Consider the following 26163-nt stretch of genomic DNA (forward strand, 5'->3'; position numbering starts at 1 on the left):
TCGGGACCCGGGGGTTCAGGTGTTCCGGAGCCGCCCCCCGGTCGCTCCTCCCCCCGCCGCGCCGTGGCGGAGCCGATTCGGGCTCCGCCACGGCGCATGGGGTGCTGCTCGCGTAGCCGGGTGTCCGGCGCGCGACGGTCAGACCGTGGCCAGCGGCTCCGTCTTGCGGGAGACCGGCCGGGCGGCCGGCGCCTCAAGAGGAACGTTCGCCTCGCGCACCTCCTGGTACTGGGGCAGCTCGGTGTAGAGCTCGTCACGCAGGGGGTTCTTGCGCAGCTTGATGATCGTGCGCAGCTGGTAGGCCGCCACGGCGATGTTGGCCGCCAGCGAGATGGCCGAGACCACGAACAGCGCGGTCGGGTTGTGCGACGACTGCACGGCGAACGGCGACGAGGTCACGAAGGTCGGCACCGCCATGGTGAACATCATCCACAGGGCCAGGGTGTGGGCACGGTGCTGCAGCCAGGCGCCCTTCTTGATGAAGAATGCGGGGATGGTGCAGGAGATGAGCAGGGCGGCACCGGCGTAGAACGAGTGGTCACCGACGCAGTTGTAGACGTAGGCGAAGTTCCAGAGGTCGTAGGCGATGACCCAGAACCACATCATGTCGGGCCAGATCATGTCCTTCGACTTGTCACGCGACACGATGATGCCGGCCCAGCCGCAGATGGTGACGAGGTTCAGGATGCCGGCAATGGCGTTCATGTAGTTCCAGGGGCCGCCGACCATGAAGACGCCGTCGTGCATACCCTGCAGGCCGGCCACCTCGAAGTCGCGGATGACGGCCTCGCCGATGTTGATCGCGAGGATCAGCGGGGGGAACAGCAGCATCCAGCGGTTCGCCGCCAGGCGCGGCACGTAGCGGATGAGCATGAAGCCGAGGCATCCGATCAGGGCCGAGTAGACCTTCACCCAGTGGAACCAGGTGCCCGTCGACGACCCCTCGCCGGCCGTGTTCGGCCACACGAAGATCGTCAGGAAGATCGGCAGCGCCACGAAGAAGGCGATGCCGGCCCACTTCCAGCGGCGCGTCACCTCGTTCAGCGCAATGAGGGCGACCAGGACGACGCCGAACATCGCCCAGGAGTACCAGGGAATCGATTCGTACAAGAACATGTGTGTGGACCTCTCCTCAGCGGCCCGCCGGACGCGTGCCGTCCGGTTAACTAAGGTAGAAATCTGCGCTCACCACGTCATTAGACAATTCGTGTGATGTGTCCAGTCGCGCCGGGCGCTACCGTGAGGCATGGCCGAAAGCGCCGATCCGCAGCACCGCTCCGATGCGCGCCGCGCCCTCGCGGCCGCGCTGAAAGCCCGGCTGCGCACCGAGCCGCTGGACAAGGTGACCGTCACCGAGCTCACCCGCGACTGCGGGCTGACCCGGCAGGCGTTCTACTACCACTTCGCCGATGTGCGCGGCCTCGCGGTGTGGGTGTTCGAGACCGAGGTGGCCGGCCGCGTCCGCTCCTTCGCGTCGGATCTGGGCTGGGCCGACGGCCTCGTGCGCCTGATGCTGTACATGCGCGAGAACCGTGCCGCGACGCTCGCGGTGCTCGACGGGCTGGGCCGCTCGGGGCTCGAGCGCTTCCTGTTCGCGCAGATGCGTCCGATCACCGAGTCGGTGGTGGACCGGGAAGGCGCTCCCGCCCGCCCCCAGGACCGCGTGCTGGTGGTCGACTTCTACACCTCGGCGGTGCTCGCCGTGGTGCTGCGGTGGGTCTCGGACGGCATGGTCGAGCACCCGTACCGTGTGGTCGGCGACCTCGAGATCATGCTGCACGGCGCGGTGCACGAGTCGGTGCACCGCCTCGATGCGCGCGCCCTCGACGCGCAGGAGCGTCGGACGAAGTAAGAAGGAGCTCCGGCGTGAGCGCGTCGTGACGGATCGGCAGCGAGGGCGATCATGTCGACATCGACTGACGTGGGCCGGTCGGGCCTGTGCCGACCGGCCCACGCGGGTCAGGCGTTGAGCGCGGCGTACACCGCCCGGGTGTAGGCGTCGGACCGCGGTGACCCGATGAGCCCAGGCGACATCCGGTTCATCACGTACGCGAAGGTCATGCGGCGATCGGCGTCCGCGATGACGATCGAGCCGCCCCAGCCGCCCCAGAACGCGACCCGGCCTTCGGGGATCGCGGGCGTGGATGCCGGGTCGGACACCGCGTACCCGAGCCCGAAACGCAGCGGGACGCCGAGCACCAGATCCACTCCCTGGGTGTGCTCGGCGAACACCCGGTCGATCGTCGCCGGCGACAGCAGCCGGATGCCGGATGCCTCGCCGCCCTGCGCGATGAGCGAGTTGAGCAGGGCGACGGCCCGCGCGTTGCCCTGCCCGCCGGCGCCGCCGATGCCTGCCGCCCGCCACGGTCGCGTCCAGGTGATCTCGGCTGCGAGGCCCGGTCCGGTGTACGTCTTGAACGCGGGCGAATCCGGCGGGAGCAGCTCCAGGCCCTGCGGCGGCGGGGGCGGGACGACATTGCTGACGCGGTGGTCCTCGCTCTCGGGCAGGCCGAGCCAGAAGTCCGCCCCGAGGGGCCCGGTGAGCTCGTCGGCGACGAACTGGCCCAGGGTGCGCCCGGTGACCCGGCGCACCACTTCGCCGATGAGCGTGCCGTAGTTCAGCAGGTGGTAGCCGCTGGCGAGCCCGGCCGGCCACCAGCCGGGCTGCGCCGCGAGCCGCGCCGCCGCGGCCTCGTCGTCGAGGATGTCGGCGGCCTCGACAGGCTGCGCCCAGCCGGAGACGCCCGAGGTGTGGTTCAGCAGGTGCCGCACGAGCACCTGCTCCTTGCCTGCGGCGGCGAACTCCGGCCAGTACTGCGCCACCGGAGCGTCGGGGTCGAGCTCCCCGCGGTCGATGAGCAGCAGCGCGGCGAGCGCGGCGACGGTCTTCGAGATCGACCAGACGTTCGTGATCGTGTCCCGCTGCCAGGGCGACGTGCGTTCCGGGTCGGCCCACCCGCCCCACAGGTCGACGACGGGCTCGCCGTCGACGATGACGGCCAGTGAAGCGCCGAGCTCCTCCCCCGACTCGAGCTGGCGGGCGAACTCGTCGCGGAGTCCCGCGAAGCGGTCGTCCACATGCCCTTCGAGGGGTGCGGCGGGAACGGTCGGCTGAACTGTGGTGGACATCGAGCCTCCTTGCTCGTTGCGTGTGCCGTCGCGCCGGGACGGCCGAGTGCAGAGAGCATACCGCGCAGTCGGTTTCTTCTGTCCAGTGCGGAATCAGAGCGGGATCGAGGACCGCCGGGAGCACCCCTCCCTGTGCACCGCGCCAGCCGCGTCCGGACGAAAGGGATACCCTGTAAGCCCCACCAGCAGACGACAGGACGACGGATGGATCTGACGATCATCGTCCCGACCTACAACGAAGGTCCGAACGTCGTCGAACTGCTCCGCCGTATCGGCGCGGTGCTGGATGGGCGCGACTTCGAGGTGCTCTTCGTCGACGACTCCACCGACGACACCCCCGCGATCGTGCGGGCCGCGGCGGCCGCGTCACCCTTCCCCGTGCGGCTGCTGCACCGCGACCGCCCGGTGAACGGGCTCGGCGGAGCGGTGCTCGAGGGCTTCCGCATGGCACGCGCGCCCTGGTGCCTGGTCATGGACGGCGATCTGCAGCATCCGCCCGAGGCCATCCCGTCGCTTCTCGAGCGAGCGGATGCCGGCGACGTCGACATCGTGGTGGCCTCCCGCTACGCCGCAGGGGGCACGTCCACCGGACTGGCCGATGCCACGCGTACGACGGTCTCGCTCGCGTCGACGCTGCTGACCAAGTCGATGTTCCCCCGCAAGCTCGCGGGGTGCTCCGACCCGATGACCGGGTTCTTCCTCGTCGACCGCGGCGCGCTCGACCTCGACGCCCTGCACCCGCGCGGATTCAAGATCCTGCTGGAGATCCTCGCCCGACGGCAGCTGCGCATCGGCGAGGTGCCGTTCAGCTTCGCGCAGCGCCACGCCGGCGCGTCGAAGGCGTCGTTCCGTCAGGGACTGCGCTTCCTCACGCAGCTCACCGCGCTGCGGTTCGGCCGCATGTCGGCCTTCGCCCTGGTCGGCGGGTTCGGCGCCGTGGTGAACCTCGCCATCATGTGGGGGCTGATGCGCCTGGGCGTCGAGTACGTCGTGGCCGCCGTCATCGCCAGCGAGGTGACGATCATCGGCAATTTCCTGCTGCTGGAGTACCTCGTCTTCGCGGACATGCGGGCCGAGTCGGGGCTCATGCGGCATCGGTTCGCCAAGTCGTTCCTTTTCAACAACGCCGAGGCGATGATCCGCATCCCCGTGCTGTGGCTGCTGGTGGAAGCGACACACATCTCGGCCGTGCTGGCGGCCGCCCTCACCCTCATCGCCGCGTTCATCGTGCGGTTCGTCTTCCATGCCCTCGTCGTCTACGCCCCGCGCCGCAGCACCCGGGCGGCGGCAGCGGCGGCCGCCCGGCGCCGAGTGCGCCTGGGCGCCGAGCGCTGACGGCCCCTCCCGCGAAATCCCGGCTCGCGGATTCCCGGCCCGCGGCATCCCTGCCCGCGGCATCCCTGCCCCCGGCATCCCGCCCGCCGAGCCGACACCCAGTTCACCGCCATAGGCTGGGCGCATGACCGAGCAGACCGCCTCCCTCACCGTGTTCGGCGCCGACTGGTGCCGAGACTGCCGTCGCACCAAGGCACAGCTGGACTCGTTGGGTGTGACGTACACCTACATCGACCTCGAGGCCGACCCCGCCGCAGCCGACGTCGCGCGTGAGATCTCCGGCCGCATGAACATCCCCGTCGTCGTATATCCGGATGCCACCTTCCACGTCGAGCCCGCCAACTCCGACGTGGAAGCCAAGCTGCGCGAACTCTCGCTGGTCTGACCGCGGCACCGCCATGGGCACGGGAGCGACACCGCACGGCTTGAGCCGCGAGACCGTCGCCCGCTACGCCGCCGGGTCGATCGGCACGGGGGGCTTCGCCACCCTGCCCGGCCTGGTGCTGACCTACTACCTCACCGACAACCTCGGCGTCACGGCCCTGCTGGCCGGAGTGATCGTCACCGCGGCGAAGGTGTGGGACGTGGTCGTGGACCCGCTCATCGGGGTGTGGACGGACCGCGACCTCGCCCGTCATGGTTCGCGCCGTCGACTCATGGCGCTCGGCGCCCTGACGCTGCCGATCTTCTTCGCACTGACCTTCGCGGCACCGCCGGAACTGGGACCCACCGTCGCAGCCGTCTGGGTGCTCGTGGCGTTCGTGCTGACGGCGACGGCGTTCAGCCTGTTCCAGGTGCCCTACGTCGCCCTCCCCGCCGAGCTCACCGACGGCTACGACGCCCGCACGAGGCTGCTGACCTGGCGCGTGGTCGTGCTGACCTTCGCGATCCTGCTGTTCGGCGCGGGCGGACCTCTGCTGCGCGGCATCACCGGCGACCCGACCACCGGGTACCTCGTGATGGGGATCGTGGCCGGCGTCGTGCTCGGCGCGGGCATGCTCGTGGCGACGGGCGTCGCCGGACGCGCACGGTCGCGCCGCTCGGCGATGACCGCCGCCGGGACCTCGGCCGCCGAGCAGGCCGCGCTGACGGCGGATCGCGCCGGCGACGACCGCACGCCGCGCTTCAGCCGCGACGCCTCCACCCCCGGCGGCGGCGCCCGCGACAATTTCCGCGCCGGGTTCGAGGCGCTGCAGCGCAGCCCGGCGTTCCGCGCCCTGCTCGCGACCTACTTCCTGCAGGCGCTCGCAACCGGCATGATGCTCGCCGGCGCCCAGTACCTCGCCACCTGGGTGCTGCGATCGGAGGATGCCGTCAGCCTGCTGTTCGTCGCCCTGATCGCCCCCGCCCTGCTCGCCGCCCTGGGCTGGGGCCGCATCGCGCGCCGGGTCGGCAAGGAGCGCGCGTTCGCCTTCGCCGCCGTCCTGTTCGCCCTCGCGTCGCTGTCGACGGTGTGCGCCCTCTGGTCCCCGGGCGCCTGGATCTACGCGCCCGTCGCCGTCGCCGGCATCGCCTACGCCGGCATGCAGTCGCTGCCCATGGCGATGCTCCCCGACGTGATCGCGCACGACGCGCGGCTGTTCGGCCCCGGACGCGCCGGGGCGTTCGGCGGCATGTGGACGGCGGGCGAGACCGCCGGTTTCGCGCTGGGCGCCGGCGCGCTGGCCGTGGTGCTCGCCGTCACGGGGTACGTGGCGAGCGTCGCCGGCCAGTCGGTGACGCAGCCCGAGGCCGCCCTCGACGGCATCGTGCTGAGCTTCAGCGTCGTCCCCGCCGCACTGGTCGCGGTGAGCCTCGTCACCCTCGCCGGATACCGGCTGCGCCGCCGAGACATCGAGTGACGGCGGCGCCCGCCCCACGCCCCCGATCTAAGCTGGGAGTCCCGACCCGAGGAGCGCACCCCGTGGCATCCGCCCCCTCCCCCGCACGCGACACCGCCCCCGGCCTCTCCGACGCGCAGCGCGCGCCGCTGGACACCGCCGTGGCCGAACTGGCGACCGGCACGCGGGTCTGGGCGCGACTGACGCTCGCCCAGCGTCGCAAGATGCTGCAGCGCATCCGCGCGGCCGTGGTGTCGGTCGCCGAGGAGTGGGCCGACGTCGCCGCGACGTCGAAGGACCTCGAGCCCGGGCATCCGCTGCGGGGCGAGGAGTGGCTGTCGGGCCCCTATGCCGCCCTGGTCGCGCTCGATGCGTACATCGAGACGCTCGGCGCGCTCCTGCGCGGCGCCAGCCCGCTCGACGGGCTGAAGGTCGACGAGGCGCCCGGCGGACGGGTGCGCGTGCACGTGCTGCCGACCTCCGGCATCGACGCCCTGCTGCTGTCGGGCTACACCGGCGAAGTGTGGCTGCAGCCGGGCGTCAGCGCCGGTGAGGCGGCCCGCACCGCAGGCCTCGGTCAGCTTCCCGGCGCCCCCGAGGGCGGCGTGGGGCTCGTGCTGGGAGCCGGCAACGTCACCGCGATCCCCTTCCTCGACGTGCTGTACGAGCTGCTCGCGTTCAACCGCGTCACGCTGCTGAAGGTCAACCCCACCCAAGACGACCTGGTGCCGGTCTACGAGCGGGCGCTGGCGCCCCTCATCGGCGCGGGCCTGCTGCGCATCGTGCGCGGCGGCGGCGATGTGGGGGCCTACCTGACGACGCATCCCGGCATCGAGCATGTGCACATCACCGGATCGGTGAACACGTTCGACGCGATCGTGTGGGGCACCGGCGACGACGCGGTGTCGCGCCGCGAGGCCGACGACCCGAAACTGACGGTGCCGATCACCGCGGAGCTGGGCGGCGTGTCGCCGATCATCGTGGTCCCCGGGGAGTGGTCCGACGCGGACCTGCGGTTCCAGGCCGAGCACATCGTGACGATGCGGCTCTACAACAGCGGGCACAACTGCATCGCCGGGCAGATCGTGCTCATGAGCTCCGACTGGCCACAGCGGGAGGCGTTCCTCGCCGCGCTGCGGGCGGCGTACGACGCCGCGCCGGCGCGATCGGTCTGGTACCCGAACGCGCAGGCCCGGATCGACGCGGCATCCGCCCTCCCCGGCGCGGAGCGCTGCGGGGACGGCACGCGGGTGCTGATCCGTGCCGACGCGGCGGATGCCACGGCGATGCAGACCACCGAGTACTTCGCGCCGGTGCTCGGCGTGGTCGAGCTCGCCGGCACCGGGCAGGACTTCGTCGATGCCGCCGTCGCCCACGCCAACGCCGAGCTCACCGGCACGCTGGGGGCTAACGTCATCATCGACCCCGCGACGCAGGCTCAGCTCGGAAACGGATTCGAGGAGGCGATGGCGCAGCTGCACTACGGCACCGTCGCGATCAACGCCTGGACGGCGCTGGGGTTCCTGACCCCGACCTGCTCGTGGGGCGCCTACCCCGGCGGCACGCTGGGCGACGCGCCCAGCGGCATCGGCATCGTGCACAACGCGCGGCTGCTCGACCGCGTGGAGCGCAGCGTGGTGCGCGGCCCGTTCCGGCCGTTCCCGCGGTCGATCGGCGCCGGTCAGCGGTTCTCGGTACTGCCGAAGCCGCCGTGGTTCGTCTCGGCGCGCACCGGCGCAGCGGTCAGCGAAGGCCTCACCCGTTTTCGGATGGACGGCAGTCTGCTGCGGCTGATGGCGACGCTCACCCGCGCCTTCGGCGCCTGACGCGGCACGCTCACTCCGGAACGAGCAGGGCGAGCGTCTCGGCGACGAGGGCGGGCTTGGCGGCGCCGTCGATCTCGACGGTCGTGCGCATGCCGACCCGCACGCCCTGCGGCGTCTCGTCCACCGATGCCAGCTCGCTGACCGCCCGCACGCGCGACCCCGCGCGCACCGGCTGCAGGAACCGCACCCGGTCGAGCCCATAGTTCACCGCCATCGCCACACCGCCGACCTGCAGCAGCCCGTCGGTGAGCCGCGGCAGCAGCGACAGGGTCAGGTATCCGTGCGCGATCGTCCCCCCGAAGGGGCCGGATGCCGCGCGGTCGGCGTCCACGTGGATCCACTGCCGGTCCTCGGTCGCCTCGGCGAACGCGGTGATGCGCTCCTGGGTGATCTCGAACCACTCCCCCGTCGCCGAGCTGCCGACAGCCCCGGCCAGCCCAGCGGGCGACTCCACCGCGATCATGCGCGCGGCCCGCCGGCGACGTACAGCACCTGGCCCGAGACGAAGCCGGCATCCTCGCGCGTGAAGAACGCGACCGCAGCGGCCACGTCCTCCGGTGTCCCTCCCCGTCCCACCGGGATCTCCTTCGCCATCGCGGCGACGAAGTCCTCGAACGGAACCCCCATGCGCTCGGCAGTCGCCCGCGTCATGTCGGTCTGGATGAACCCCGGCGCCACGGCGTTCGCCGTCACCCCGTAGCGGCCGAGCTCGATCGCGAGCGTCTTGGTGAACCCCTGCATCCCGGCCTTCGCAGCGGCGTAGTTCGCCTGCCCGCGGTTGCCGAGAGCCGACGTCGACGACAGGTTAACGATGCGGCCCCACCCGGCATCCACCATGTGCGCCTGCACCGCCTTGGTCATGAGGAACGCCCCACGCAGGTGCACGGTCATCACCGCATCCCAGTCGTCCGCGCTCATCTTGAACAGCAGGTTGTCGCGGATGATGCCCGCGTTGTTCACCAGGATCGTCGGCGCACCCAGCGACGACGTGACCTGCTCGACGGCGGATGCCACGGCGTCGGCATCGGCGACGTCGGCACCGACGGCGAGGGCGCGGCCGCCGTCGGCTTCGATCGCGGCGACGGTGTCGGCGCAGGCGGCCGCGTCGAGGTCGAGCACGGCGACGGCGTGACCGTCGGCGGCGAGGCGGCGCGCGGTGGCGGCGCCGATGCCGCGGGCGGCGCCGGTGACGATGGCGGTGCGGTCGGAAGAGGTCATGCGGGTGTCCTTTCGTCGGGAGATGAGGTCAGAAGACGATGAGCTGGCGCAGCTCGCCGCCGGCGGCGAGGCGGTCCATCGCGGCGTCGATGTCGGCGAGGCCGATCCGCGAGGTCACGAGGCGTTCGAGCGGCAGCCGGCCGGCACGCCACAGGTCGATGTAGCGCGGGATGTCGCGGGCGGGCACCGCCGACCCGAGGTAGCTGCCGATGACCGTGCGCGCTTCGGCTGTCAGCTGCAGGGGCGACACCGCGGCCCGGGCGTCGGGACCCGGGAGCCCCACGGTCACGGTGGTGCCGCCGGGCGCGGTGAGCGCCAGGGCGGTCTCGAAGGCCCGGGCGGATCCCGCGGCCTCGATCACCGAGGGCACCCGGATGCCGCGCGCCACGGCATCCGCCGGCTCGAGGGCATCGACGGCGCCGAGCTCGCGGGCGAGCGCGAGCTTGCCCGGCACGGCATCGACGCCGATCGCCTCGAGGCCGAGGGCCACGGCGACCAGCAGCGCGGCCATGCCCACACCCCCGAGACCGACGATCACCACGGCGCTTCCGGGCGCCGGGCGCGCGGCGTTGAGCACGGCGCCACCCCCGGTGAGCACGGCGCACCCCAGCAGCGCCGCGATGTCGGCGGGGACGTCGGGCGGCACCGGCACGACGGAGGTGCGGCTCACCACGGCGTGGGTGGCGAAGCCGCTGACACCGAGGTGGTGGAACACGGGCTCGGCGGCGCCCGCCCCGGCTTGTCGGTGCAGTCGCGTCCCGCCGCCGACGAGCGTGCCGGCGGTGTTGGCCGCCGTGCCGACGTCGCACGGCAGACGCCCGTCGGTCGCGCATCCCGGGCACGCGCCGCAGCGCGGCAGGAAGGTCATCACGACGCGCACCCCGGGGCGCAGATCGTCGACGCCGGTGCCCACCCGCTCGACGATGCCGGCCGCTTCGTGCCCGAGCAGCATCGGGGTCGGTCGGCGGCGGTTGCCGTCGACGACGCTGAGGTCGGAGTGGCACACCCCGGCGGCCTCGATGCGCACGAGCACCTCGCCCTGGCCAGGCTCGTCGAGCTCGAGCGGTCCGACGGTGAACGGGCGGGATGCCGCGTAGGGCGCATCCGCCCCCGACACCTCCAGCACGGCTCCCGTGATCTGCATCCGAACCTCCTCGTCCGAGCGCGCCGCGACGCGCGTGCGCACCAGCATACCGACTGCGCGGTATGTACGCGCCTCGCCCGCCCCGCGCGGCGCTCGCCGCCGGCTCGGGCGTTCTCACAGCTTGCGGATAACGGCGCGCCCTAGCCTGAATCCACCATGGATGACCCTCCCTCTCATAGTCCCGCGCCCTCTGACTGCCCAGCCGCCATCGCGGCACGTTCAACGGTCAGGGGGTGTGAAAAGTGAACGAGTGGATCATGCTCGCCATCGGCGTGGTCCTGACGATCGGCACCGGACTGTTCGTGGCCAGCGAGTTCGCGCTGGTGAACCTCGACCGGCATGAGCTCGAGGCGCGGCGCGTCCGCGGCGAGCGCGGCCTCGACGGCACGATCTCCGCGCTGCGGATCACGTCGACCCACCTGTCCAGTGCGCAGCTGGGCATCACGCTGACGACCCTGCTGACCGGCTACACGTTCGAGCCGGCGATCAGCAGCATGCTCCGTGAGCCGCTGCTGCAGCTCGGGGTGCCCGAGGGCGCCGTCTCGCCCCTCGGCGCGGTCACCGGCATCCTGCTGGCGACGCTGTTCTCGATGATCGTCGGCGAACTCGTGCCGAAGAACTTCGCCCTCGCCCTGCCGCTGGCCACCGCCAAGGTGGTGACGCCGTTCCAGCGTGCGTTCACCGCGGTCTTCAAGCCGCTGATCCTGCTGTTCAACAACACCGCGAACGCGATCATCAGGTCGATGGGCATCGAGCCCAAGGAGGAGCTTTCGGGCGCCCGCAGCGCCGACGAGCTGTCGTACCTCATCCGCCACTCCGCGACGGCAGGTCTGCTCGACAACTCCGACGCCCAGCTGCTGCGCCGCACCCTGCGGTTCGCCGAGCACGACGCGTCGGAAGTGATGACCCCGCGCGTGCGCATGGTCAGCGTCGACGTCGCCGACACCGCCGACACCGTCATCGCGCAGTCGCGCGCCACCGGGTTCTCGCGGTTCCCCGTGATCGACGGCACCCCCGACCGCGTCGTGGGCGTCGTGCACGTCAAGCACGCGTTCGCGGTGCCGCTCGACCAGCGCACCGCGACCCGTGCCGACGCGCTGATGAGCGACGTGCGCACCGTCCCCGAGGGAATGGGCGCCGACCACCTGCTCACCCTGCTGCGCACCGAGGGCCTGCAGATCGCCGTCGTCGGCGACGAGTACGGCGGCACCGCCGGCATCGTCACCCTCGAGGACCTCGTCGAGGAGATCGTGGGCGAACTGGAGGACGAGCACGACCGCACCCGCACCGGCATCCTGCGCTCGGGCCGCTCGGTCACCTTCGACGCGAGCTGGCGCCCCGACGAGGTGCTCGACCGCACCGGCGTGGAGATCCCCGAGGAGGGCGACTACGAGACCGCCGGCGGGTACGTCACCGACGTGCTCGAGCGCCTGCCCGAACTGGGCGACGAAGTGCGCCTGGATGCCGGCACGCTGCGTGTCGAGCGCATCGACGGGCACCGCATCGTGCGCCTGCGCTTCACCCCCGACGAGCCGGAGACCGATCCCAGCCTCATGACCGACCACGACAGAACCGTCGAGAGCATCCTGAAGGGGGCCCGCCATGAGTGAGGACATCTGGGGCATCGTCTGGCTGTTCGTCCTGCTCATCGGCAACGCCTTCTTCGTCGGCGCCGAGTTCGCCGTGATCTCCGCGCGCCGCTCGCAGATCGAGCCCCTCGCCGCCCGCGGCAGCAAGGCCGCGAAGACCACGCTGTGGGCGATGGAGCACGCGACGCTCATGCTGGCCACGAGCCAGCTGGGCATCACCGTCTGCTCGCTGCTGATCCTGAACGTGTCGGAGCCGGCGATCCACCATCTGCTCGAGATCCCGCTGGGTCTCACCGGCCTCACGCCCGAGCTGATCGGCATCGTCGCGTTCGCCATCGCCCTGGCGCTGGTGACGTTCCTGCACGTGGTGTTCGGCGAGATGATCCCGAAGAACATCGCGTTCTCGGTGCCCGACCGCGCGGCGCTCATCCTCGCGCCCGCCCTCGTGGGCGTCGCGAAGGTGTTCAAGCCGGTCATCTGGACGCTGAACGCCGCGGCCAACGGCATTCTGCGCCTGTTCCGCGTGCAGCCGAAGAACGAGGCCACCAGCACCTACACGCTCGACGAGGTCGCCAACATCGTGGAGCAGTCGCGCCGCGAAGGCACCCTCATGGACGCGTCGGGCACGCTGGCGGGCGCGTTCGAGTTCACCGAGCGCACCGTCGCCGACGTCGACGTGCCGCTGGACGGAATGGTGCTGCTGCCGGTGGGTGCGACCCCCGCCGACGTGCAGCGGGCCGTCGCCGAGCACGGGTTCTCCCGCTACGTGCTGGCCAGCGACGACGGCGAGCCGCTCGCCTACGTGCACATGAAGGACGTGATGGACCTCGACAGTGCCGAGCAGTTCCACGCTCCGATTCCCGAGAAGCGCCTGCGACGCCTGGCGACGGTGCACCGCACGGCCGAGCTGGAGGACGCGATGGCGATGCTGCGGCGCCGGGGCGCGCACGTGGCGCGCAGCCTCGACGCCGACGGCCGCACCGTCGGCCTGCTGTACCTCGAGGACGTCCTCGAGGTGCTGGTCGGCGAGATCGAGGATGCCACGGCGACCGCCGGCTGACCCGCATGACGAAGGCCCCCGGTGCAGTGCACGCCGGGGGCCTTCGTCATGCGGTGGTCTCAGTCGTGGTCGGGATGCCGCGGACGCCAGAGCACCACATCGGTGGCGCGACGCACGCGCTTTCCGTGGCGCAGCGTGATCACGCCGCCGCTGGGTCCTGCGGCGAAGACGCGGGCTCCGGGGCGGTTCTCGATTTCGGCGCGCACGCGGCTCTCGAGGTCGCGCACCTGACGGCGCAGCTCGCGCACATGGTTCTCGAGGTCGACGATGCGGGAGATGGCGGGCAGGCTCATGCCCTCCGCCGACAGGCGCGCGACTTCGCGCAGCTGTTCGACGTCACGCGGCGAGTAGCGTCGCGAGCCGCCCTGCGTGCGCGCGGGCACGACCAACCCGATGCGGTCGTACTGACGAAGAGTCTGCGGGTGCATGCCGGCGAGCTCCGCCGCCACGGCGATGGCGAAGATGGGCATGTCGTCGTCGATCTCGTCGTTCATGCGCTCACCCTCCGGTCACGAGCGTAGGAGATGGCGCGAGGGAAGGAGCGGATGCCACGCATCCGCCCTTCGCCGGTCACATCTCCTACGCTCACGACGGCACACATCGCGGCTCAGCCGCGAGCCTTCTGCATGAGGTCGGCGCGCGGGTTGTCCTTGGGCTCGAGCTCGTGGAACCGCTCGAGCGCCTCCTTCGCCTCGCCCTCCAGGTGGGACGGCACGGCGATCTGCACCTCGGCCAGGAGGTCGCCGGTGCCCTTGGACGTCGCCACTCCGCGGCCCTTCACGCGCAGCACGCGGCCCGACGGCGTGCCCGGGGCGACGCGCAGCTTCACGGGGTCACCGCCCAGGGTCGGCACCTCGATCGTGGCCCCGAGCACCGCCTCGGTGAAGGTCACCGGCACCGTCACCCGCAGATTCAGTCCGTCCCGCGTGAAGACGGGGTGCGGGCGAACGGTCACCGACACGACGATGTCGCCGTTCTCGCCGCCGTCGGGAGACGGGCGACCGCGGCCACGCAGCCGGATCTTCTGGCCGTCCTTGACCCCGGCGGGGATCTTCACCTTGAACGGCTTGCCGTCCTCGCCCTGCAGGGTGATGGTCTCGCCCTTGGTGGCGGTGAGGAAGTCGATCGTGGTGCGCGCGGTGACATCTCCCCCCTTGGTGGGTCCACCGAATCCGCGGAATCCGCCCGAGGTCTGGCCGAACCGGCCGGAGCCGAATCGTCCGCCCTGCTGGTTGAACATCGAGAAGATGTCGTCGAAGTCGTCCGCCTGGAAGCGCGTGCCTCCGCCGCCGCGGCCCTGACCGAACATGCTGAACACGTCCTCGAACCCGCCGGTGCCCTGACCGCCCGCCGTGAAGCGGGCGCCCGAGCCCATGGCGCGGATCTGGTCGTACTCGGCGCGCTGCTCAGGGTCGCTCAGCACGGCGTATGCCTCGCTGATCTCCTTGAACTTCGCCTCCGCGTTGGCGTCCCCCTGATTGGAGTCGGGGTGGTACTTGCGCGCGAGCTTGCGATACGTCTTCTTCAGATCAGCGTCGCTCACGTCCTTGGCCACCCCGAGCACGGAGTAGAAGTCCTTGTCGAACCAGTCCTGACTCGCCATCGGCTGCCCTTACTCGGTCGGGACCGCGACGACGACCTTGGCCGGACGAAGCTCGGTGGTGCCCAGGCGGTAGCCCACCTCGACGACCTCGAGGATCGTGGGCTCGGTCGTCCCGGCGGTCGGGGCCTGGAAGATTGCCTCGTGCTGCTGCGGGTCGAACGTCTCGCCGGCAGCGCCGTAGCGCTCCACACCGAGACGGGTGACGATTCCGCGCAGCTTCTCGGCGATCGCCGACAGCGCCGTGCCCTCGACCAGGTCGCCGTGCTTCTCGGCACGGTCGAGGTCGTCGAGCACGGGCAGCAGTCCCTTGGCGACCGTCCCCTTCGCACGCTCGATCTCCAGCTCGCGCTGATCCTCGGTACGCCGACGGTAGTTGGCGTACTCGGCCTGCAGCCGCTTGAGGTCCACGAGCAGATCGTTGTCCTCGCCCGCGGCGGCCACGCCGGCCGCACCATCGGCACCGGCAGCCTCATCGGACTGCACGGCGGCGAGGATGTCGTCGATGGTCAGCTCGATGTCCTCGGCCTCGCCCTGCAGCTCGGCATCGGCCTCGGCTGCTGCGTCGCCTTCGGCGTCCCCGGCGGGGGCTGCGGATGCCGAGGCTGCGCCCCCGTGCGAGTCGGGGCCGGAGGCTCGCGCCTCCGACCCCTCGTCACCGGGGACTCCGTCGATGGGCTCTTCGAAGTCCTTGTCGGTCATGTCTCGATTCTCTACTTCTTCTCGTCCTCGTCGTCGACGACCTCGGCGTCGATCACGTCCTCCTCGGGGTTCGGCACTTCGCCGTTGCCCGGGTCGGTCGCGGCAGGGTCGGGGTTCTGGCCCTGCGCCTGGCCGGCGGCGTAGATCGCCTCGCCGAGCTTGCCCTGCGACTGGCTGAGCTTGTCGAACGCGGTCTTCACCGCGTCGTCGTCCTCGCCGGCCAGCGCCGTCTTCAGCGCGTCGACGTCGGCCTGCACGTCGGACTTCACCTCGGCGGGCAGCTTGTCGTCGTTGTCCTTGATCAGCTTGTCGACCGAGTACGCGAGGGTCTCGGCCTGGTTGCGGGTCTCAGCGGACTCACGGCGCTTCTTGTCCTCGGCGGCGTGCTCCTCGGCCTCGCGCACCATGCGGTCGATGTCCTCCTTGGGCAGCGACGAGCCGCCCGTGATGGTCATCGACTGCTCCTTGCCGGTGCCCTTGTCCTTGGCGGACACGTGCACGATGCCGTTGGCGTCGATGTCGAAGGTGACCTCGACCTGCGGGATGCCGCGGGGAGCGGGGGCGATGCCGGTCAGCTCGAAGGTGCCGAGCGGCTTGTTGTCGCGGGTGAACTCGCGCTCGCCCTGGAAGACCTGGATCGCCACCGACGGCTGGTTGTCATCGGCAGTGGTGAAGGTCTCGCTGCGCTTGGTGGGGATGGCGGTGTTGCGCTCGATGAGCTTCGTCATGATGCCGCCCTTGGTCTCGATGCCGAGGCTCAGAGGGGTGACGTCGATCAGCAGCACGTCCTTGCGCTCGCCCTTGAGGACACCGGCCTGCAGCGCGGCGCCGACGGCGACGACCTCATCGGGGTTGACACCCTTGTTCGCCTCCTTGCCGGCCTCCTGCTTCACGAGCTCGGAGACGGCGGGCATGCGGGTGGAACCGCCGACCAGCACGACGTGGTTGATGTCGCTGACCTTGATGCCGGCCTCGCGGATGACGTCCTCGAACGGCTTCTTGGTGCGGTCGAGCAGGTCCTTGGTCAGGTCTTCGAACTTGGCGCGCGTGATCGTCTCCGACAGCGACACGGGGCCGGAGTCGGTGAGCGAGAGGTAGGGCAGGTTGATGCTCGTCGAGGTCGAGCTCGAGAGCTCCTTCTTGGCCTGCTCCGCGGCTTCCTTCAGACGCTGCAGCGCGATCTTGTCACCCGAGACGTCGACGCCGGTGGTGTCCTTGAACTGCTTGATCAGGTAGTCGACCAGACGCTGGTCCCAGTCATCGCCACCGAGTCGGTTGTCACCGGCCGTCGAACGCACCTGGATGGTGGAGAAGTCGTCGTCCTTGCCCACTTCGAGCAGCGAGACGTCGAAGGTACCGCCACCGAGGTCGAAGACGAGGATCAGCTCGTCCTCCTTGCCGCGGTCGAGGCCGTAGGCCAGAGCGGCCGCGGTGGGCTCGTTGATGATGCGCAGCACGTTCAGGCCCGCGATCTCGCCGGCCTCCTTCGTGGCCTGACGCTCGGCGTCGTTGAAGTACGCGGGAACAGTGATGACGGCATCCGTCACGGCGTCACCGAGGTACTGCTCGGCGTCGCGCTTCAGCTTCTGCAGGATGCGCGCCGAGATCTCCTGCGGCGTGTAGGCCTTGCCGTCGATCGGCTGGGTCTTCCAGTCGGTGCCCATGTGGCGCTTGACCGACGTGATGGTGCGGTCGACGTTGGTGACGGCCTGGCGCTTGGCGGTCTCGCCGACGAGAACCTCACCGTCCTTCGTGAAGGCGACCACCGACGGGGTGGTGCGGAAACCCTCCGCGTTCGCGATGACCTTCGGCTCGCCGCCCTCGAGGACGCTCACGACCGAGTTGGTCGTACCCAGGTCGATTCCTACTGCACGTGCCATGTGCTCTCTCCTTCTGAGATGAAACGGGGGAAATCTGCGGGGATTGAGTCGTGTCGGCTCAACCCGGATACCTTCGAGGAAACCACACCGGACGCTCGATGTCAATCAACCTTGATACGAGTGCTATCAACTTTGCCCGACGTCCCTATCGACCAGAGGGGACGACGCCGCCGTGGGATCAGGCGTCGTCGAGGTACCGGACGACGGCCTGCACACGCCGGTGACCGTCGGCGTCGACGCACAGACCGAGCGCGTCGTAGATGCGCGACATGTGCTGTACGACCGCCTTCTCGGTGAGGAAGAGAGCGGCGGCGATCGCGGCGTTGCTCTGGCCCTCCGCGACCAGAGCCAGCACTTCCTGCTGGCGCGGAGTCAGGGATCGGACCGCCGAGGTGGAGCGCCGGGCGCGGTCGACCATGACGGCGACGACGTCCGGGTCGAGCACGGTTCCCCCCGCAGCGACGACGGCGAGATCCCGCACGAAGGTGTCGATGTCGGCGATGCGCTGCTTGAGCAGATACCCGACTCCTCCCGTTGCGCCGCCGGCGCTGCCCGCATCGGCGCCGAGAAGCAGGTGGGCGTAGCTGCGCTGCACGTGCTGCGACAGCACCACCACACCGGTTGCCGGGTGCGCCGCGCGCACCGCGAGAGCTGCGACCAGGCCTTCGTCGGTGTGCGTCGGCGGCATCCGGATGTCGGTGACGACCAGATCCGGCTCATACCGGGCCACGGCATCGCACAGCAGCGCCGCGTCGGCGAGCGACGCGGCCACCTCGTGACCGACATCGGCGAGCAGCAGCTCCAGGCCGCGCCGGATGAGCGTCTCGTCCTCGACGATCACGATGCGCAGGGCAGTGTCACACACAGATGCGTCCCTTCGGTCTCCGCGCCGGCGATCACCAGCGTGCCGCCTGCGGCATCCACCCGGTCGGCCAGGCCCCGCAGACCGGTGCCGCCGTCGAACGTCGCGCCCCCGACGCCGTCATCACGGACGTCGAGCCGCAGGGTGCCATCGCGGCGCTCCAGCCGCACCTCGGCCGATCGCGCCTGAGAGTGCTTGACGACATTGGTGAGCGCCTCGGCGATGACGAAGTACGCGGTGTCGGATGCCGCGTCGTCGAGCGGTCCCGCACCGCCCACCAGGCGCGTCGGAATCGGCATGCGGTCGACCAGCTCCTCGGCAGCGGCGAACAGACCCCGCTCGATGAGGGCTGCGGGGACGAGGTCGTGCACGAGGCGGCGCAGGTCGGCCGCGGCGGCGTCGATCTCGCGGCGCAGCCCCGTAGCGCGCTCCGCCACCGCCGCAGGCTCGGCGGAGGCCAGGCGCTGCGCATCGACGGCGAGCATCACCAGCTGTGACTGCAGCCCGTCGTGAAGATCCCGCGCGATGCGGCGACGCTCGCGGTCGGCCGCCTCGACCAGTCGCTCGCGGGAGCGGATCAGCGCGCGCCGGCTCGCTCGCAATTCTGCCGTGAGCCTCTCCCGGTCGACCGCGATGGCGACGACGTTGCCTGCCGTGCGCACCAGCTCGTCATCCCGCAGCAGGCGGCGATCGTATTCGATGGCGCCGATCAGCCGGCCGTCGAGGACGATGCGCGACCATCCCCGGTGCGCCGCCGGGGTCGGCACCGCACGGCCTTCCGCGTCGACGTAACCACCCCGTTCCGCCACCCAGAACGACAGCCCCACCGAGGCGTCGCCGAGCGCGCGCGCAATGGCGGTCTCGAGCACCTCGCGTGTGGCTGGCGCCGCGCCCAGCCACGTGCCGAGTTCTTCCAGCTGACCGGTGCGGGCGAATCCGCCGCGCAGCATGCCGAGCGCGAAAGCCACGGGGACTCCCGCGATCACCAGGTACTGCACCGACGCCTGCACCGCGGAATCGAGCCCCAGCACCCCCACCAGCACCGACCCGCTCAGCGGCGTGGCGGCGGCGGCGAAGATGCCGTAGGAGAACAGCGGCGCGAGCACCCGGCGGTGAGCGCGGTCGGCCCGACGCAGTCGGCCGGCGAGGATGACCACAGCAGCGGCCATCACCCCTGCACCGGCGATCGCCTGCACGGTCAGCGCGGCCCGGGCCACCTCCGGCGCATCCGCGACGACCAGTGCCGGCGCCGGGCCCGCCGGGTCGAAGAGATACTGCGGCGCCTCGAGCAGCGTGGACAGCACGTACCCCGCGACGACGACGCCGACGGCTCTGCGCGACCTCAGATGTCCGCTCGGGAACGCCAGCAGCAGATGCAGCATGGCGGGCAGGATCAACGTGGCGCACACGGCACCGATGCCCATGAGAACCGGGACCTCGGTGTTGCCGCACATTGCGAGGTAGACCGTCATGCCCGCCAGCACGATCAGCTGTCCGAGCGGGTTGCTCGGCCGTCGTCGCCAGGCGATCAGTCCGATGGCGGCGTAGACCCAGAAGATGGCCGTGCCGGCGACCATCACGGGCCAGTTCGGATCGGCGCGCGGCAGCAGGGCGAGCTGCACCACCCCCAGAACCGCCGCGGCCGCGGCGATCAGCGCCAGGGCGCGATGCAGCGAGCGTGCGAGCGCCGACCGGACGGGAACCGGGCGGGAGCCGAGGGGAGGGGTCATCGGGCACCAGGAGATCGGGGACCTCCATTGTGGCCCCTGACGGGCCGGCGACCTAAGGACCCAGGTCGCCAGCTTGCGGTGGTGCACCCGCCGAGGCGGACCCGGCCCGCGAGCCACGCGCACGGGCTGCCGCACTGCGGTCACGCGGTGGCGCTAATGTTCGGGCATGACCACCTCGCCGGGCGAGGCCCGACACCTGCCCGCCACCGCCGACACCGACGCGCTGCCCGTCATGGGCCTCGACCTGCGCCGCGACAGCCCTGCGCCACGCAAGACCGTGCTGGCGTGGGCGCTGTGGGACTGGGCGGCGCAGCCGTTCAACACGGTCATCCTGACCTTCATCTTCACCGCCCTGTACCTCACCACCGACGTCTTCCTCCCGGCCGAGGTCGCCGCCCTTCCCGACGGCGACCGGGTGAAGGAGGTGGCCGAGGCGGGACTGGCCGCGGGCCTCGGCTGGGGCACCACGATCGCGGGCCTGCTGATCCTCGCGCTGGCCCCCGTGCTGGGCCAGCAGGCCGATGCGGCGGGCCGCCAGAAACTGTGGCTCGGCATCGGCACCGGCGGGCTGGTCATGAGCATGGCGCTGCTGTGGTTCGTCGAACCCGCTCCGGCGCTGTTCTGGCTCGGCGTGGCCCTCATCTCCGCCGGCACGGTCTTCAGCGAGATCGCGGGCGTCAACTACAACGCCATGCTCATCGGCATCGCGACGCCCCGCACCATCGGGCGCATCTCGGGCCTGGGCTGGGGCTTCGGCTATCTCGGCGGCATCGTCGCCCTGATCCTCGTGGTCGTCTTCTACATGTCCGACTGGTTCGGCCTGAGCGAGGACGGCGGGCTGCCGTTCCGCATCATCGCCGTAGGGTGCGCGCTGTGGACGGTCGCCTTCGCCATCCCGATCTTCCTGCGCGTGCCCGAGCCCTCGCTGGGGCGCCCCGAGCGGCGCGTCGGACTGCTGCGCGGCTACGGACTGCTCGTGCGCGATGTGATCGACCTGTACCGCACGCCGCAGTCGCGGCCCACGTTCTGGTTCCTGCTGTCCAGTGCGGTGTTCCGCGACGGGCTGAGCGGGGTGTTCACCTTCGGTGCGATCATCGCCGGCCGCGTGTACGGCTTCGAGTTTCTCGACCTCGTCATCTTCGGCATCGCCGCCAACCTCATCGCCGGGGTCTCGACCCTCATCGTCGGACGCTGGGACGACCGGTTCGGCCCCAAGACCGTCATCCTGTGGTCGCTGACCGTCATGGTCGTGCTGGCCACGGCGGTCTTCGCGCTGGTGGATGCCGGCCCGATCGTCTTCTGGGTGGGCGGGCTGGCCCTGTGCGCCTGCGTCGGCCCGGCGCAGGCGGCATCCCGCTCGTTCCTCGCACGCCTGACTCCGGCGGGGCGGGAGGGCGAGATCTTCGGGCTCTACGCGACGACCGGGCGGGCGGCGGGGTGGATGACCTCGCTGCTGTGGGCGGTGCTCATCTCCCTGACCGGGGCGACGGCGTTCGGAATCCTCGGCATCGCCGTCGTGCTGCTGGCCGGGCTGCTGCTGCTGCTGCCGGTCGCAGCGCCCGCGCGCGTGCGCTGAGGGCCGGCCCCGTTCAGCGTTCGCCGCGCAGGCGAGCCAGCCGACGCGCCCAGTGGGGCGCCGGCACGCCCTCTTCATTGGGCAGCTCCACCTCGAGGCCGTAGTGCTCGCCGATGCGCTCCACGAACTGTTCACGCTGCACCCGCTCGTAGGCCGCCCGCTCCCGGCGGAACGCCACCACGAGCGCCCAGCAGATCAGCAGCATGACGACGCTGAACGGCAGAGCGATGATGATCGCCGCCGTCTGCAGCGCGACCAGGCCGCCGGCGATGAGCAGCGCGACCGCGAGCACGGCCGTGATGAGGGTGAACAGCACGCGCACCGGCTTGCTCGGCTCCGGGTTTCCGCCGGTGGCGAGCATGCCCATGACGAGGGCGCCGGAGTCGGCGGAGGTCACGAAGAAGATCGCGATCAGGATCAGCGCGCCGATGGTGAGCAGCAGCGTGCCGGGCAGGTACTCGAACAGCTGGAACAGCGCACCCTCGATGTCCACCGTGCCGTCGGGGCCCGTCATCGCACCGGGGGTGTCGGTCTCGATCTTGAGCGCCGAGCCGCCGAGCACCGCGAACCAGAGGATGCCGAGCAGGGTCGGGACGATGAGCACGCCCATGACGAACTCGCGCACCGTGCGTCCCCGGCTCACCCGGGCGATGAAGATGCCGACGAAGGGCGCCCACGAGATCCACCAGCCCCAGTAGAACGCGGTCCATGCCGCCTGCCACTCCTGGCCCGCGGTGCCCTGGAAGGCACTGACGCTGAAGCTGAGTCCGATGAAGTTCTGCAGATAGGCGCCGATCGACTGCACCCACTCACGCAGCAGGTAGAGGGTGTCACCGGCGAAGAGCACGAACAGCAGCAGGGCGGCGGCCAGCACCAGATTCGTGGTGGAGAGCCACTTCATGCCCCTGGTCACGCCCGAGAGCACGGAGAAGAGCACGGCGCCGGTGATCACCACGATGATGACGATCTGCTCGACGATGCCGGGGTTCTCGACGAAGCCGGCCGCCGAGAGCCCCGAGCTGATCTGCAGCACACCGAGGCCGAGGCTCGTCGCCACCCCGAACAGGGTGCCGACGAGGGCGATGGCGTCGATGGCATTGCCCCACCCGCCCCGCACCCGACGACCCATGATGGGCTCGAGCGCCCAGCGGATCGACAGCGGACGGCGGCGGCGGTGGATCGCGTAGGCGAGCGCGAGACCCACGACGACGTAGATCGCCCAGGCCTGCACACCCCAGTGCAGGTAGGTCTGGGTCAACGCGGACTGTGTGAGCTGCGCCGTGGTGCCCTCCACGCCCGGCTTGGGCGTCACGAAGTGACTGAGCGGCTCGCTCACGCCGTAGAAGACCAGACCGATCCCCATCCCCGCGGCGAACAGCAGCGAGAACCAGGCGCCGGTCGAGAACTCGGGCTTGTCGTCGTCTCGCCCGAGGCGGATGTCGCCGAACCGGCTGAAGCCGAGGAAGAGGCAGAACGCGACGAAGAAGGCGGTGATGGCCACGTAGTACCAGCTGAACCCGTCGACGATGGCGCCCTGGATCGTGCCGAAGAACGTCTCGGCCTCAGTGGGGAACGCGATCGCGAAGGCGCTGAAGACGAGGGTGACCACCGCAGCCGGTCCGATCACCCAAGGGCTGGGCGTGAAGCGACGGGCGTCGGTCGGGCTGTCGGCGGGCGCGGGGGCGGCAGGGGCGGGCTCTGCGGGCAGATTCGGGTTGCTCACGGCGTCCACGGTAACCGGGCACCGCCGGGGGGCGCCCGCGCTTGCGCGCGGCGTCCACCGTGTGGCAGGCCGCGCGCCGGGGCTCAGGCGCCGCGGGAGCCGACGTCGCTCGTGCCGACGTTCGTGCGGTGGAAGTTGAGCGATGACCGGGATGCCGTCGGCCCCCGCTGACCCTGGTAGCGGTTGCCGTAAGGGCCGGAGCCGTAGGGGTTCTCGGCCGCCGAGGAGAGGCGGAAGAAGCAGAGCTGGCCGATCTTCATGCCCGGCCACAGCTTGATGGGCAGAGTCGCGACGTTCGACAGCTCGAGAGTGACGTGACCGGTGAAACCGGGGTCGATGAACCCGGCGGTGGAGTGGGTGAGCAGGCCGAGCCTGCCCAGCGACGACTTGCCCTCCAGGCGCGCGGCGACGTCGTCGGGCAGGCTCACCTGCTCGAAGGTGGCGCCGAGGGCGAACTCGCCGGGGTGCAGGATGAACGGCTCGTCGGGGTCGACCTCGATCAGGCGGGTCAGCTCGGGCTGATCCTCCGCCGGATCGATGAACGGGTACTTGTGGTTGTCGAACAGGCGGAAGTAACGGTCCAGCCGCACGTCGACACTCGAGGGCTGCACCATCTCGGGCAGCCAGGGGTCGAGGCCGATGCGGCCACCGTCGATCTCGAGGCGGATGTCGCGGTCGCTCAGCAGCACGCGATCAGCCTAGCGGCGCGAACTGCGCCGCTGCGCGGCCGGGGCGCCGTCACGGGAAGTCGACGATCGCGAACCCGAGCGGCAATTGCCGGGTTCGCGCCTCCGGCCTGGGCAGCGCACCCTGCAGGAAGGTTCCGGTCAAGTAGTCGTCGGCGTCCGCGATCAGCTCGGGCGCGACCTGCCCCCCGTAGTCGAACCCCGTCAGCGCGTAGGGCAGCGAGTCGGAATCGAGCAGGCTGGGGCCGTCCATCAGCTGGAAATGCAGGTGGGAGGCGTTGGCGTTGCCGGTGTTGCCCAGGTGCCCGAGCACCTGGCCGGCCGTCACCGTGTCGCCGATCTCGACCGTGACCGACCCGGCGATCAGGTGGGCGTACATCGCGTAGACGCCGTCACCGATGTCGAGCACCACGTGATTGCCGTCGACATTCTCGACGGTGAGCTTCGCCGCGAGTTCGGGGTCGTGCGCAGGCAGCACGCCCGGGGCGTTTGCCGCCATGCCGTCGAGGATCGACACGACCGTGCCGTCGGCGACGGCGAGGATGTCGGCGCCGTAGTCGATGTAGCTGTCGTTGCTCGTCTTGTCGCCGGAGTAGAACGCGCCCGCGGCGTTCGTGCGCTTCCAGTCGATCGCGAATCGCTGACTGTTGTTGAGCTTGCCGTTGACCGACATCACGGAGCTGCGATGGGGAAAGCCCGGTTCGCAGCATCCGTTCAAGGCGATCCAGTCGTCGCCGCGCACCGGCGGCGCGATGACGGGCAGCGCGCGACGGGAGATGGCCAGCGGGGTGGCGAGATACTCCATGGCGCCCGGCTCGCCGAACGCCGGCGACAGGGCGCCGGTACCCGCGATGCGGTGCAGGAGCACCGGGGGAAGGCTGTCGAGAGAATCGACGGTGAAGTCGATGAAGACCACGCGGCTCGTCTGCGGCGGGATGACCGCACTGTCGATGTACCCGGCGGGAAGCCCCCGCAGTCGGTTGCACTCCCCGAAGGTGCAGGACGGGTCCACCAGCGCCGCCCCGGAGAAGCTCGCAATCGTCCGCTCCGGGTCGGCACCGTCGACGACGTCGATGCGATCCACCGCGGCGGGGACCTGCGTGGCATTGGTGAGCTGGAGGTCGTAGACGACGTGGAGCCGTCCATCGGTCCCGGGGAACGGCAGAGGCGGTGCGCCGATGGTGGCGACGGTGACCGCCGTGAACGCGTCCGGCACCGTCACACCGGCCGCGGACACCTCGACGGGGGGCGCATTCGTGGCATCGGGGAGCGCGGCGGCGGAGCAGCCGACGACCAGCACCGCCCCCGCAGCGATCAGCGGGATGGCCAGACGGAATACGCGGCGAGATGTCACGCTGATGCTCCAGTTCGTGCGGTTTCTGCGAAGTTATCAGCGGGTGCCGGCGCACCGGTGGGGACCTGAGTCCCCTGTTTCGCCGTCCGGCGATCCCTAGCGTCGTGGCGTGATGCAAAAGAGCAGGTCCCGAGTCCACCCCTGGAAGATCGTCGCGGTCGCCGTCGGCGCTGCCGCCGTCGTCGGTGTCGGAGTGGCGATCGCCATCGGCGCGTCGACCGCGTCGCCCCCTGCGGCAGAGCCGGCCTCGTCCGCGACAGAGCCGTCGGGAGCGCCGGCTGCCGACGGAAGAGTCGCGGCGACCCCCGAGCAGGCGTACGCCCTCTCGCTGCCGGTGCTGGGCGCGTGGCTCGAGGACGACTTCGACCATGCATGGATCGCGACGGCCGGCACGCTGGAAGCCGCCGCCGCCGCGCTGGACTACGCGGCGCGCGACGACGTGCAGTACGCGCATTGGGTGGACACCTTCACCCAAGTGCTCGACATCGCCGATGCGGTCGCCGACGGCGACCAGCAGGCAGCGCTGGCGGCCTACGCTCCACTGTCGGCGCAGCACCCGGGCCCGTACGCCGACGTCATCGTCGATCGGTCCGTCTCCCGGGTTCCCGCCGATGACGCACTCCCGCATCTTGACGCCCTCGACGCGGCGATCGCCGCCGGCGACCACATCGCGGTGCGCCGATCTGCGGGCGACGTCGCCGAGGCGTTCGCCGAGGTCATCCGCGCGGCTCAGCTTCACGTTCCGGATGAGGCCCACCAGGTGCTCACCCGCCTGCTGCCCGCGCTGCATGTCGTCGACGAGGTGCACGCCGCCGTCCGCGACGACCAGACCGAGGATGCCGCTGCGGCAGCCGCCGAACTGCACTCCTCTTTCGACACCTTCACCGCCTGGCACCAGAGCGTGTCCGGCTGACATCCACGATCACTCA

23 protein-coding genes are annotated in these 26163 nt (G+C 70.7%); 9 read left to right on the plus strand and 14 right to left on the minus strand.

Annotated elements, in window-relative coordinates:
* Positions 1-138: 138 nt before the first annotated feature.
* Complete coding sequence (locus tag NQ165_RS12900) at positions 139-1116, minus strand: DUF5692 family protein (protein ID WP_257533779.1); 978 nt, start codon at positions 1114-1116, stop codon at positions 139-141.
* Between the two features lie 130 nt (positions 1117-1246).
* Here NQ165_RS12900 and NQ165_RS12905 point away from each other — a divergent pair, with 130 nt between their 5' ends.
* Positions 1247-1852: a TetR-like C-terminal domain-containing protein gene (locus NQ165_RS12905; protein WP_257533780.1), complete on the plus strand. Its 606-nt coding sequence runs from the start codon at positions 1247-1249 to the stop codon at positions 1850-1852.
* A 107-nt stretch (positions 1853-1959) separates the two neighbouring features.
* Here NQ165_RS12905 and NQ165_RS12910 read toward each other — a convergent pair whose 3' ends face one another.
* Positions 1960-3129, minus strand: coding sequence for a serine hydrolase domain-containing protein (locus NQ165_RS12910; RefSeq protein WP_257533781.1), 1170 nt, complete (start codon positions 3127-3129; stop codon positions 1960-1962).
* 204 nt (positions 3130-3333) lie between these two features.
* Here NQ165_RS12910 and NQ165_RS12915 point away from each other — a divergent pair, with 204 nt between their 5' ends.
* The 4 genes from NQ165_RS12915 to NQ165_RS12930 all read left to right on the plus strand — a co-directional run bounded on the left by NQ165_RS12915 (position 3334) and on the right by NQ165_RS12930 (position 8110).
* Entirely contained in the window at positions 3334-4464 is a 1131-nt protein-coding gene (locus NQ165_RS12915; RefSeq protein ID WP_257533782.1) for a glycosyltransferase family 2 protein, read from the plus strand.
* A 124-nt stretch (positions 4465-4588) separates the two neighbouring features.
* On the plus strand, positions 4589-4849 hold the full coding sequence (locus NQ165_RS12920) for a glutaredoxin domain-containing protein (RefSeq protein ID WP_257533783.1): 261 nt from the start codon (positions 4589-4591) through the stop codon (positions 4847-4849).
* 13 nt (positions 4850-4862) lie between these two features.
* The gene (locus NQ165_RS12925; RefSeq protein WP_257533784.1) at positions 4863-6305 is read left to right on the plus strand and encodes an MFS transporter; all 1443 of its coding nucleotides are present in this window, start codon (positions 4863-4865) and stop codon (positions 6303-6305) included.
* 62 nt (positions 6306-6367) lie between these two features.
* Complete coding sequence (locus NQ165_RS12930; RefSeq protein ID WP_257533785.1) at positions 6368-8110, plus strand: aldehyde dehydrogenase family protein; 1743 nt, start codon at positions 6368-6370, stop codon at positions 8108-8110.
* Between the two features lie 10 nt (positions 8111-8120).
* On the opposite strand, the gene NQ165_RS12935 is transcribed toward NQ165_RS12930, so the two are convergent.
* From NQ165_RS12935 to NQ165_RS12945, 3 genes are read right to left on the minus strand one after another with little or no spacing between them, the layout of a single operon-like run.
* Positions 8121-8573 (minus strand): MaoC family dehydratase, encoded by a 453-nt coding sequence (locus NQ165_RS12935; RefSeq protein ID WP_257533786.1) that lies wholly within the window; start codon positions 8571-8573, stop codon positions 8121-8123.
* Entirely contained in the window at positions 8570-9328 is a 759-nt protein-coding gene (gene fabG, locus NQ165_RS12940) for a 3-oxoacyl-ACP reductase FabG (RefSeq protein WP_257533787.1), read from the minus strand. Before fabG ends, NQ165_RS12935 begins: the two co-directional genes overlap by 4 nt.
* A 28-nt stretch (positions 9329-9356) precedes the next feature.
* Positions 9357-10472 (minus strand): alcohol dehydrogenase catalytic domain-containing protein, encoded by a 1116-nt coding sequence (locus NQ165_RS12945; RefSeq protein WP_257533788.1) that lies wholly within the window; start codon positions 10470-10472, stop codon positions 9357-9359.
* A gap of 242 nt (positions 10473-10714) precedes the next feature.
* Here NQ165_RS12945 and NQ165_RS12950 point away from each other — a divergent pair, with 242 nt between their 5' ends.
* Both NQ165_RS12950 and NQ165_RS12955 read left to right on the plus strand, forming a co-directional pair.
* Positions 10715-12082 carry a hemolysin family protein gene (locus NQ165_RS12950; protein WP_257533789.1) on the plus strand — a complete coding sequence of 456 codons (1368 nt, stop codon included), beginning with the start codon at positions 10715-10717 and terminating at the stop codon, positions 12080-12082.
* Entirely contained in the window at positions 12075-13121 is a 1047-nt protein-coding gene (locus NQ165_RS12955; protein ID WP_257533790.1) for a hemolysin family protein, read from the plus strand. Before NQ165_RS12950 ends, NQ165_RS12955 begins: the two co-directional genes overlap by 8 nt.
* Before the next feature lie 59 nt (positions 13122-13180).
* Here the strand turns inward: NQ165_RS12955 and NQ165_RS12960 are convergent, their stop codons facing one another.
* The 6 genes from NQ165_RS12960 to NQ165_RS12985 form a co-directional block, all read right to left on the minus strand.
* Positions 13181-13615 carry a heat shock protein transcriptional repressor HspR gene (locus NQ165_RS12960; protein ID WP_257533791.1) on the minus strand — a complete coding sequence of 145 codons (435 nt, stop codon included), beginning with the start codon at positions 13613-13615 and terminating at the stop codon, positions 13181-13183.
* A 113-nt stretch (positions 13616-13728) separates the two neighbouring features.
* A complete protein-coding gene (locus NQ165_RS12965) occupies positions 13729-14724 on the minus strand; it encodes a DnaJ C-terminal domain-containing protein (RefSeq protein WP_257533792.1) in 996 nt (331 codons plus the stop codon).
* A 9-nt stretch (positions 14725-14733) separates the two neighbouring features.
* Entirely contained in the window at positions 14734-15423 is a 690-nt protein-coding gene (locus tag NQ165_RS12970) for a nucleotide exchange factor GrpE (protein WP_257533793.1), read from the minus strand.
* A gap of 11 nt (positions 15424-15434) precedes the next feature.
* Entirely contained in the window at positions 15435-17303 is a 1869-nt protein-coding gene (dnaK, locus tag NQ165_RS12975; protein WP_257533794.1) for a molecular chaperone DnaK, read from the minus strand.
* Positions 17304-17481: 178 nt separating this feature from the next.
* Entirely contained in the window at positions 17482-18168 is a 687-nt protein-coding gene (locus NQ165_RS12980) for a response regulator transcription factor (RefSeq protein WP_257533795.1), read from the minus strand.
* A complete protein-coding gene (locus tag NQ165_RS12985) occupies positions 18141-19895 on the minus strand; it encodes a sensor histidine kinase (RefSeq protein WP_257533796.1) in 1755 nt (584 codons plus the stop codon). Before NQ165_RS12985 ends, NQ165_RS12980 begins: the two co-directional genes overlap by 28 nt.
* Before the next feature lie 166 nt (positions 19896-20061).
* On the opposite strand from NQ165_RS12985, the gene NQ165_RS12990 reads away from it, so the two are divergent.
* A complete protein-coding gene (locus NQ165_RS12990) occupies positions 20062-21471 on the plus strand; it encodes an MFS transporter (RefSeq protein WP_257533797.1) in 1410 nt (469 codons plus the stop codon).
* A 13-nt stretch (positions 21472-21484) separates the two neighbouring features.
* Here the strand turns inward: NQ165_RS12990 and NQ165_RS12995 are convergent, their stop codons facing one another.
* The 3 genes from NQ165_RS12995 to NQ165_RS13005 form a co-directional block, all read right to left on the minus strand.
* A complete protein-coding gene (locus NQ165_RS12995) occupies positions 21485-23194 on the minus strand; it encodes a BCCT family transporter (protein WP_374940948.1) in 1710 nt (569 codons plus the stop codon).
* A gap of 83 nt (positions 23195-23277) precedes the next feature.
* Entirely contained in the window at positions 23278-23883 is a 606-nt protein-coding gene (gene dcd / locus NQ165_RS13000) for a dCTP deaminase (RefSeq protein ID WP_257533798.1), read from the minus strand.
* Between the two features lie 49 nt (positions 23884-23932).
* Positions 23933-25234 carry a M23 family metallopeptidase gene (locus tag NQ165_RS13005; protein ID WP_257533799.1) on the minus strand — a complete coding sequence of 434 codons (1302 nt, stop codon included), beginning with the start codon at positions 25232-25234 and terminating at the stop codon, positions 23933-23935.
* 112 nt (positions 25235-25346) lie between these two features.
* Between NQ165_RS13005 and NQ165_RS13010 the strand changes: the two genes are divergently transcribed.
* Complete coding sequence (locus NQ165_RS13010; protein ID WP_257533800.1) at positions 25347-26147, plus strand: hypothetical protein; 801 nt, start codon at positions 25347-25349, stop codon at positions 26145-26147.
* Positions 26148-26163: the final 16 nt, after the last annotated feature.

It is taken from the genome of Microbacterium sp. zg.Y1084, from assembly GCF_024623595.1.
Lineage (GTDB): Bacteria > Actinomycetota > Actinomycetes > Actinomycetales > Microbacteriaceae > Microbacterium > Microbacterium wangruii.

Bases quoted from the DNA above. Each gene is read 5' to 3' on its own strand.
- NQ165_RS12900 (WP_257533779.1), bottom strand. From the start codon at position 1,116: ATGTTCTTGTACGAATCGATTCCCTGGTACTCCTGGGCGATGTTCGGC.
- NQ165_RS12905 (WP_257533780.1), top strand. From the start codon at position 1,247: ATGGCCGAAAGCGCCGATCCGCAGCACCGCTCCGATGCGCGCCGCGCC.
- NQ165_RS12910 (WP_257533781.1), bottom strand. From the start codon at position 3,129: ATGTCCACCACAGTTCAGCCGACCGTTCCCGCCGCACCCCTCGAAGGG.
- NQ165_RS12915 (WP_257533782.1), top strand. From the start codon at position 3,334: ATGGATCTGACGATCATCGTCCCGACCTACAACGAAGGTCCGAACGTC.
- NQ165_RS12920 (WP_257533783.1), top strand. From the start codon at position 4,589: ATGACCGAGCAGACCGCCTCCCTCACCGTGTTCGGCGCCGACTGGTGC.
- NQ165_RS12925 (WP_257533784.1), top strand. From the start codon at position 4,863: ATGGGCACGGGAGCGACACCGCACGGCTTGAGCCGCGAGACCGTCGCC.
- NQ165_RS12935 (WP_257533786.1), bottom strand. From the start codon at position 8,573: ATGATCGCGGTGGAGTCGCCCGCTGGGCTGGCCGGGGCTGTCGGCAGC.
- fabG (WP_257533787.1), bottom strand. From the start codon at position 9,328: ATGACCTCTTCCGACCGCACCGCCATCGTCACCGGCGCCGCCCGCGGC.
- NQ165_RS12945 (WP_257533788.1), bottom strand. From the start codon at position 10,472: ATGCAGATCACGGGAGCCGTGCTGGAGGTGTCGGGGGCGGATGCGCCC.
- NQ165_RS12955 (WP_257533790.1), top strand. From the start codon at position 12,075: ATGAGTGAGGACATCTGGGGCATCGTCTGGCTGTTCGTCCTGCTCATC.
- NQ165_RS12960 (WP_257533791.1), bottom strand. From the start codon at position 13,615: ATGAACGACGAGATCGACGACGACATGCCCATCTTCGCCATCGCCGTG.
- NQ165_RS12965 (WP_257533792.1), bottom strand. From the start codon at position 14,724: ATGGCGAGTCAGGACTGGTTCGACAAGGACTTCTACTCCGTGCTCGGG.
- NQ165_RS12970 (WP_257533793.1), bottom strand. From the start codon at position 15,423: ATGACCGACAAGGACTTCGAAGAGCCCATCGACGGAGTCCCCGGTGAC.
- dnaK (WP_257533794.1), bottom strand. From the start codon at position 17,303: ATGGCACGTGCAGTAGGAATCGACCTGGGTACGACCAACTCGGTCGTG.
- NQ165_RS12985 (WP_257533796.1), bottom strand. From the start codon at position 19,895: ATGACCCCTCCCCTCGGCTCCCGCCCGGTTCCCGTCCGGTCGGCGCTC.
- NQ165_RS12990 (WP_257533797.1), top strand. From the start codon at position 20,062: ATGACCACCTCGCCGGGCGAGGCCCGACACCTGCCCGCCACCGCCGAC.
- NQ165_RS13010 (WP_257533800.1), top strand. From the start codon at position 25,347: ATGCAAAAGAGCAGGTCCCGAGTCCACCCCTGGAAGATCGTCGCGGTC.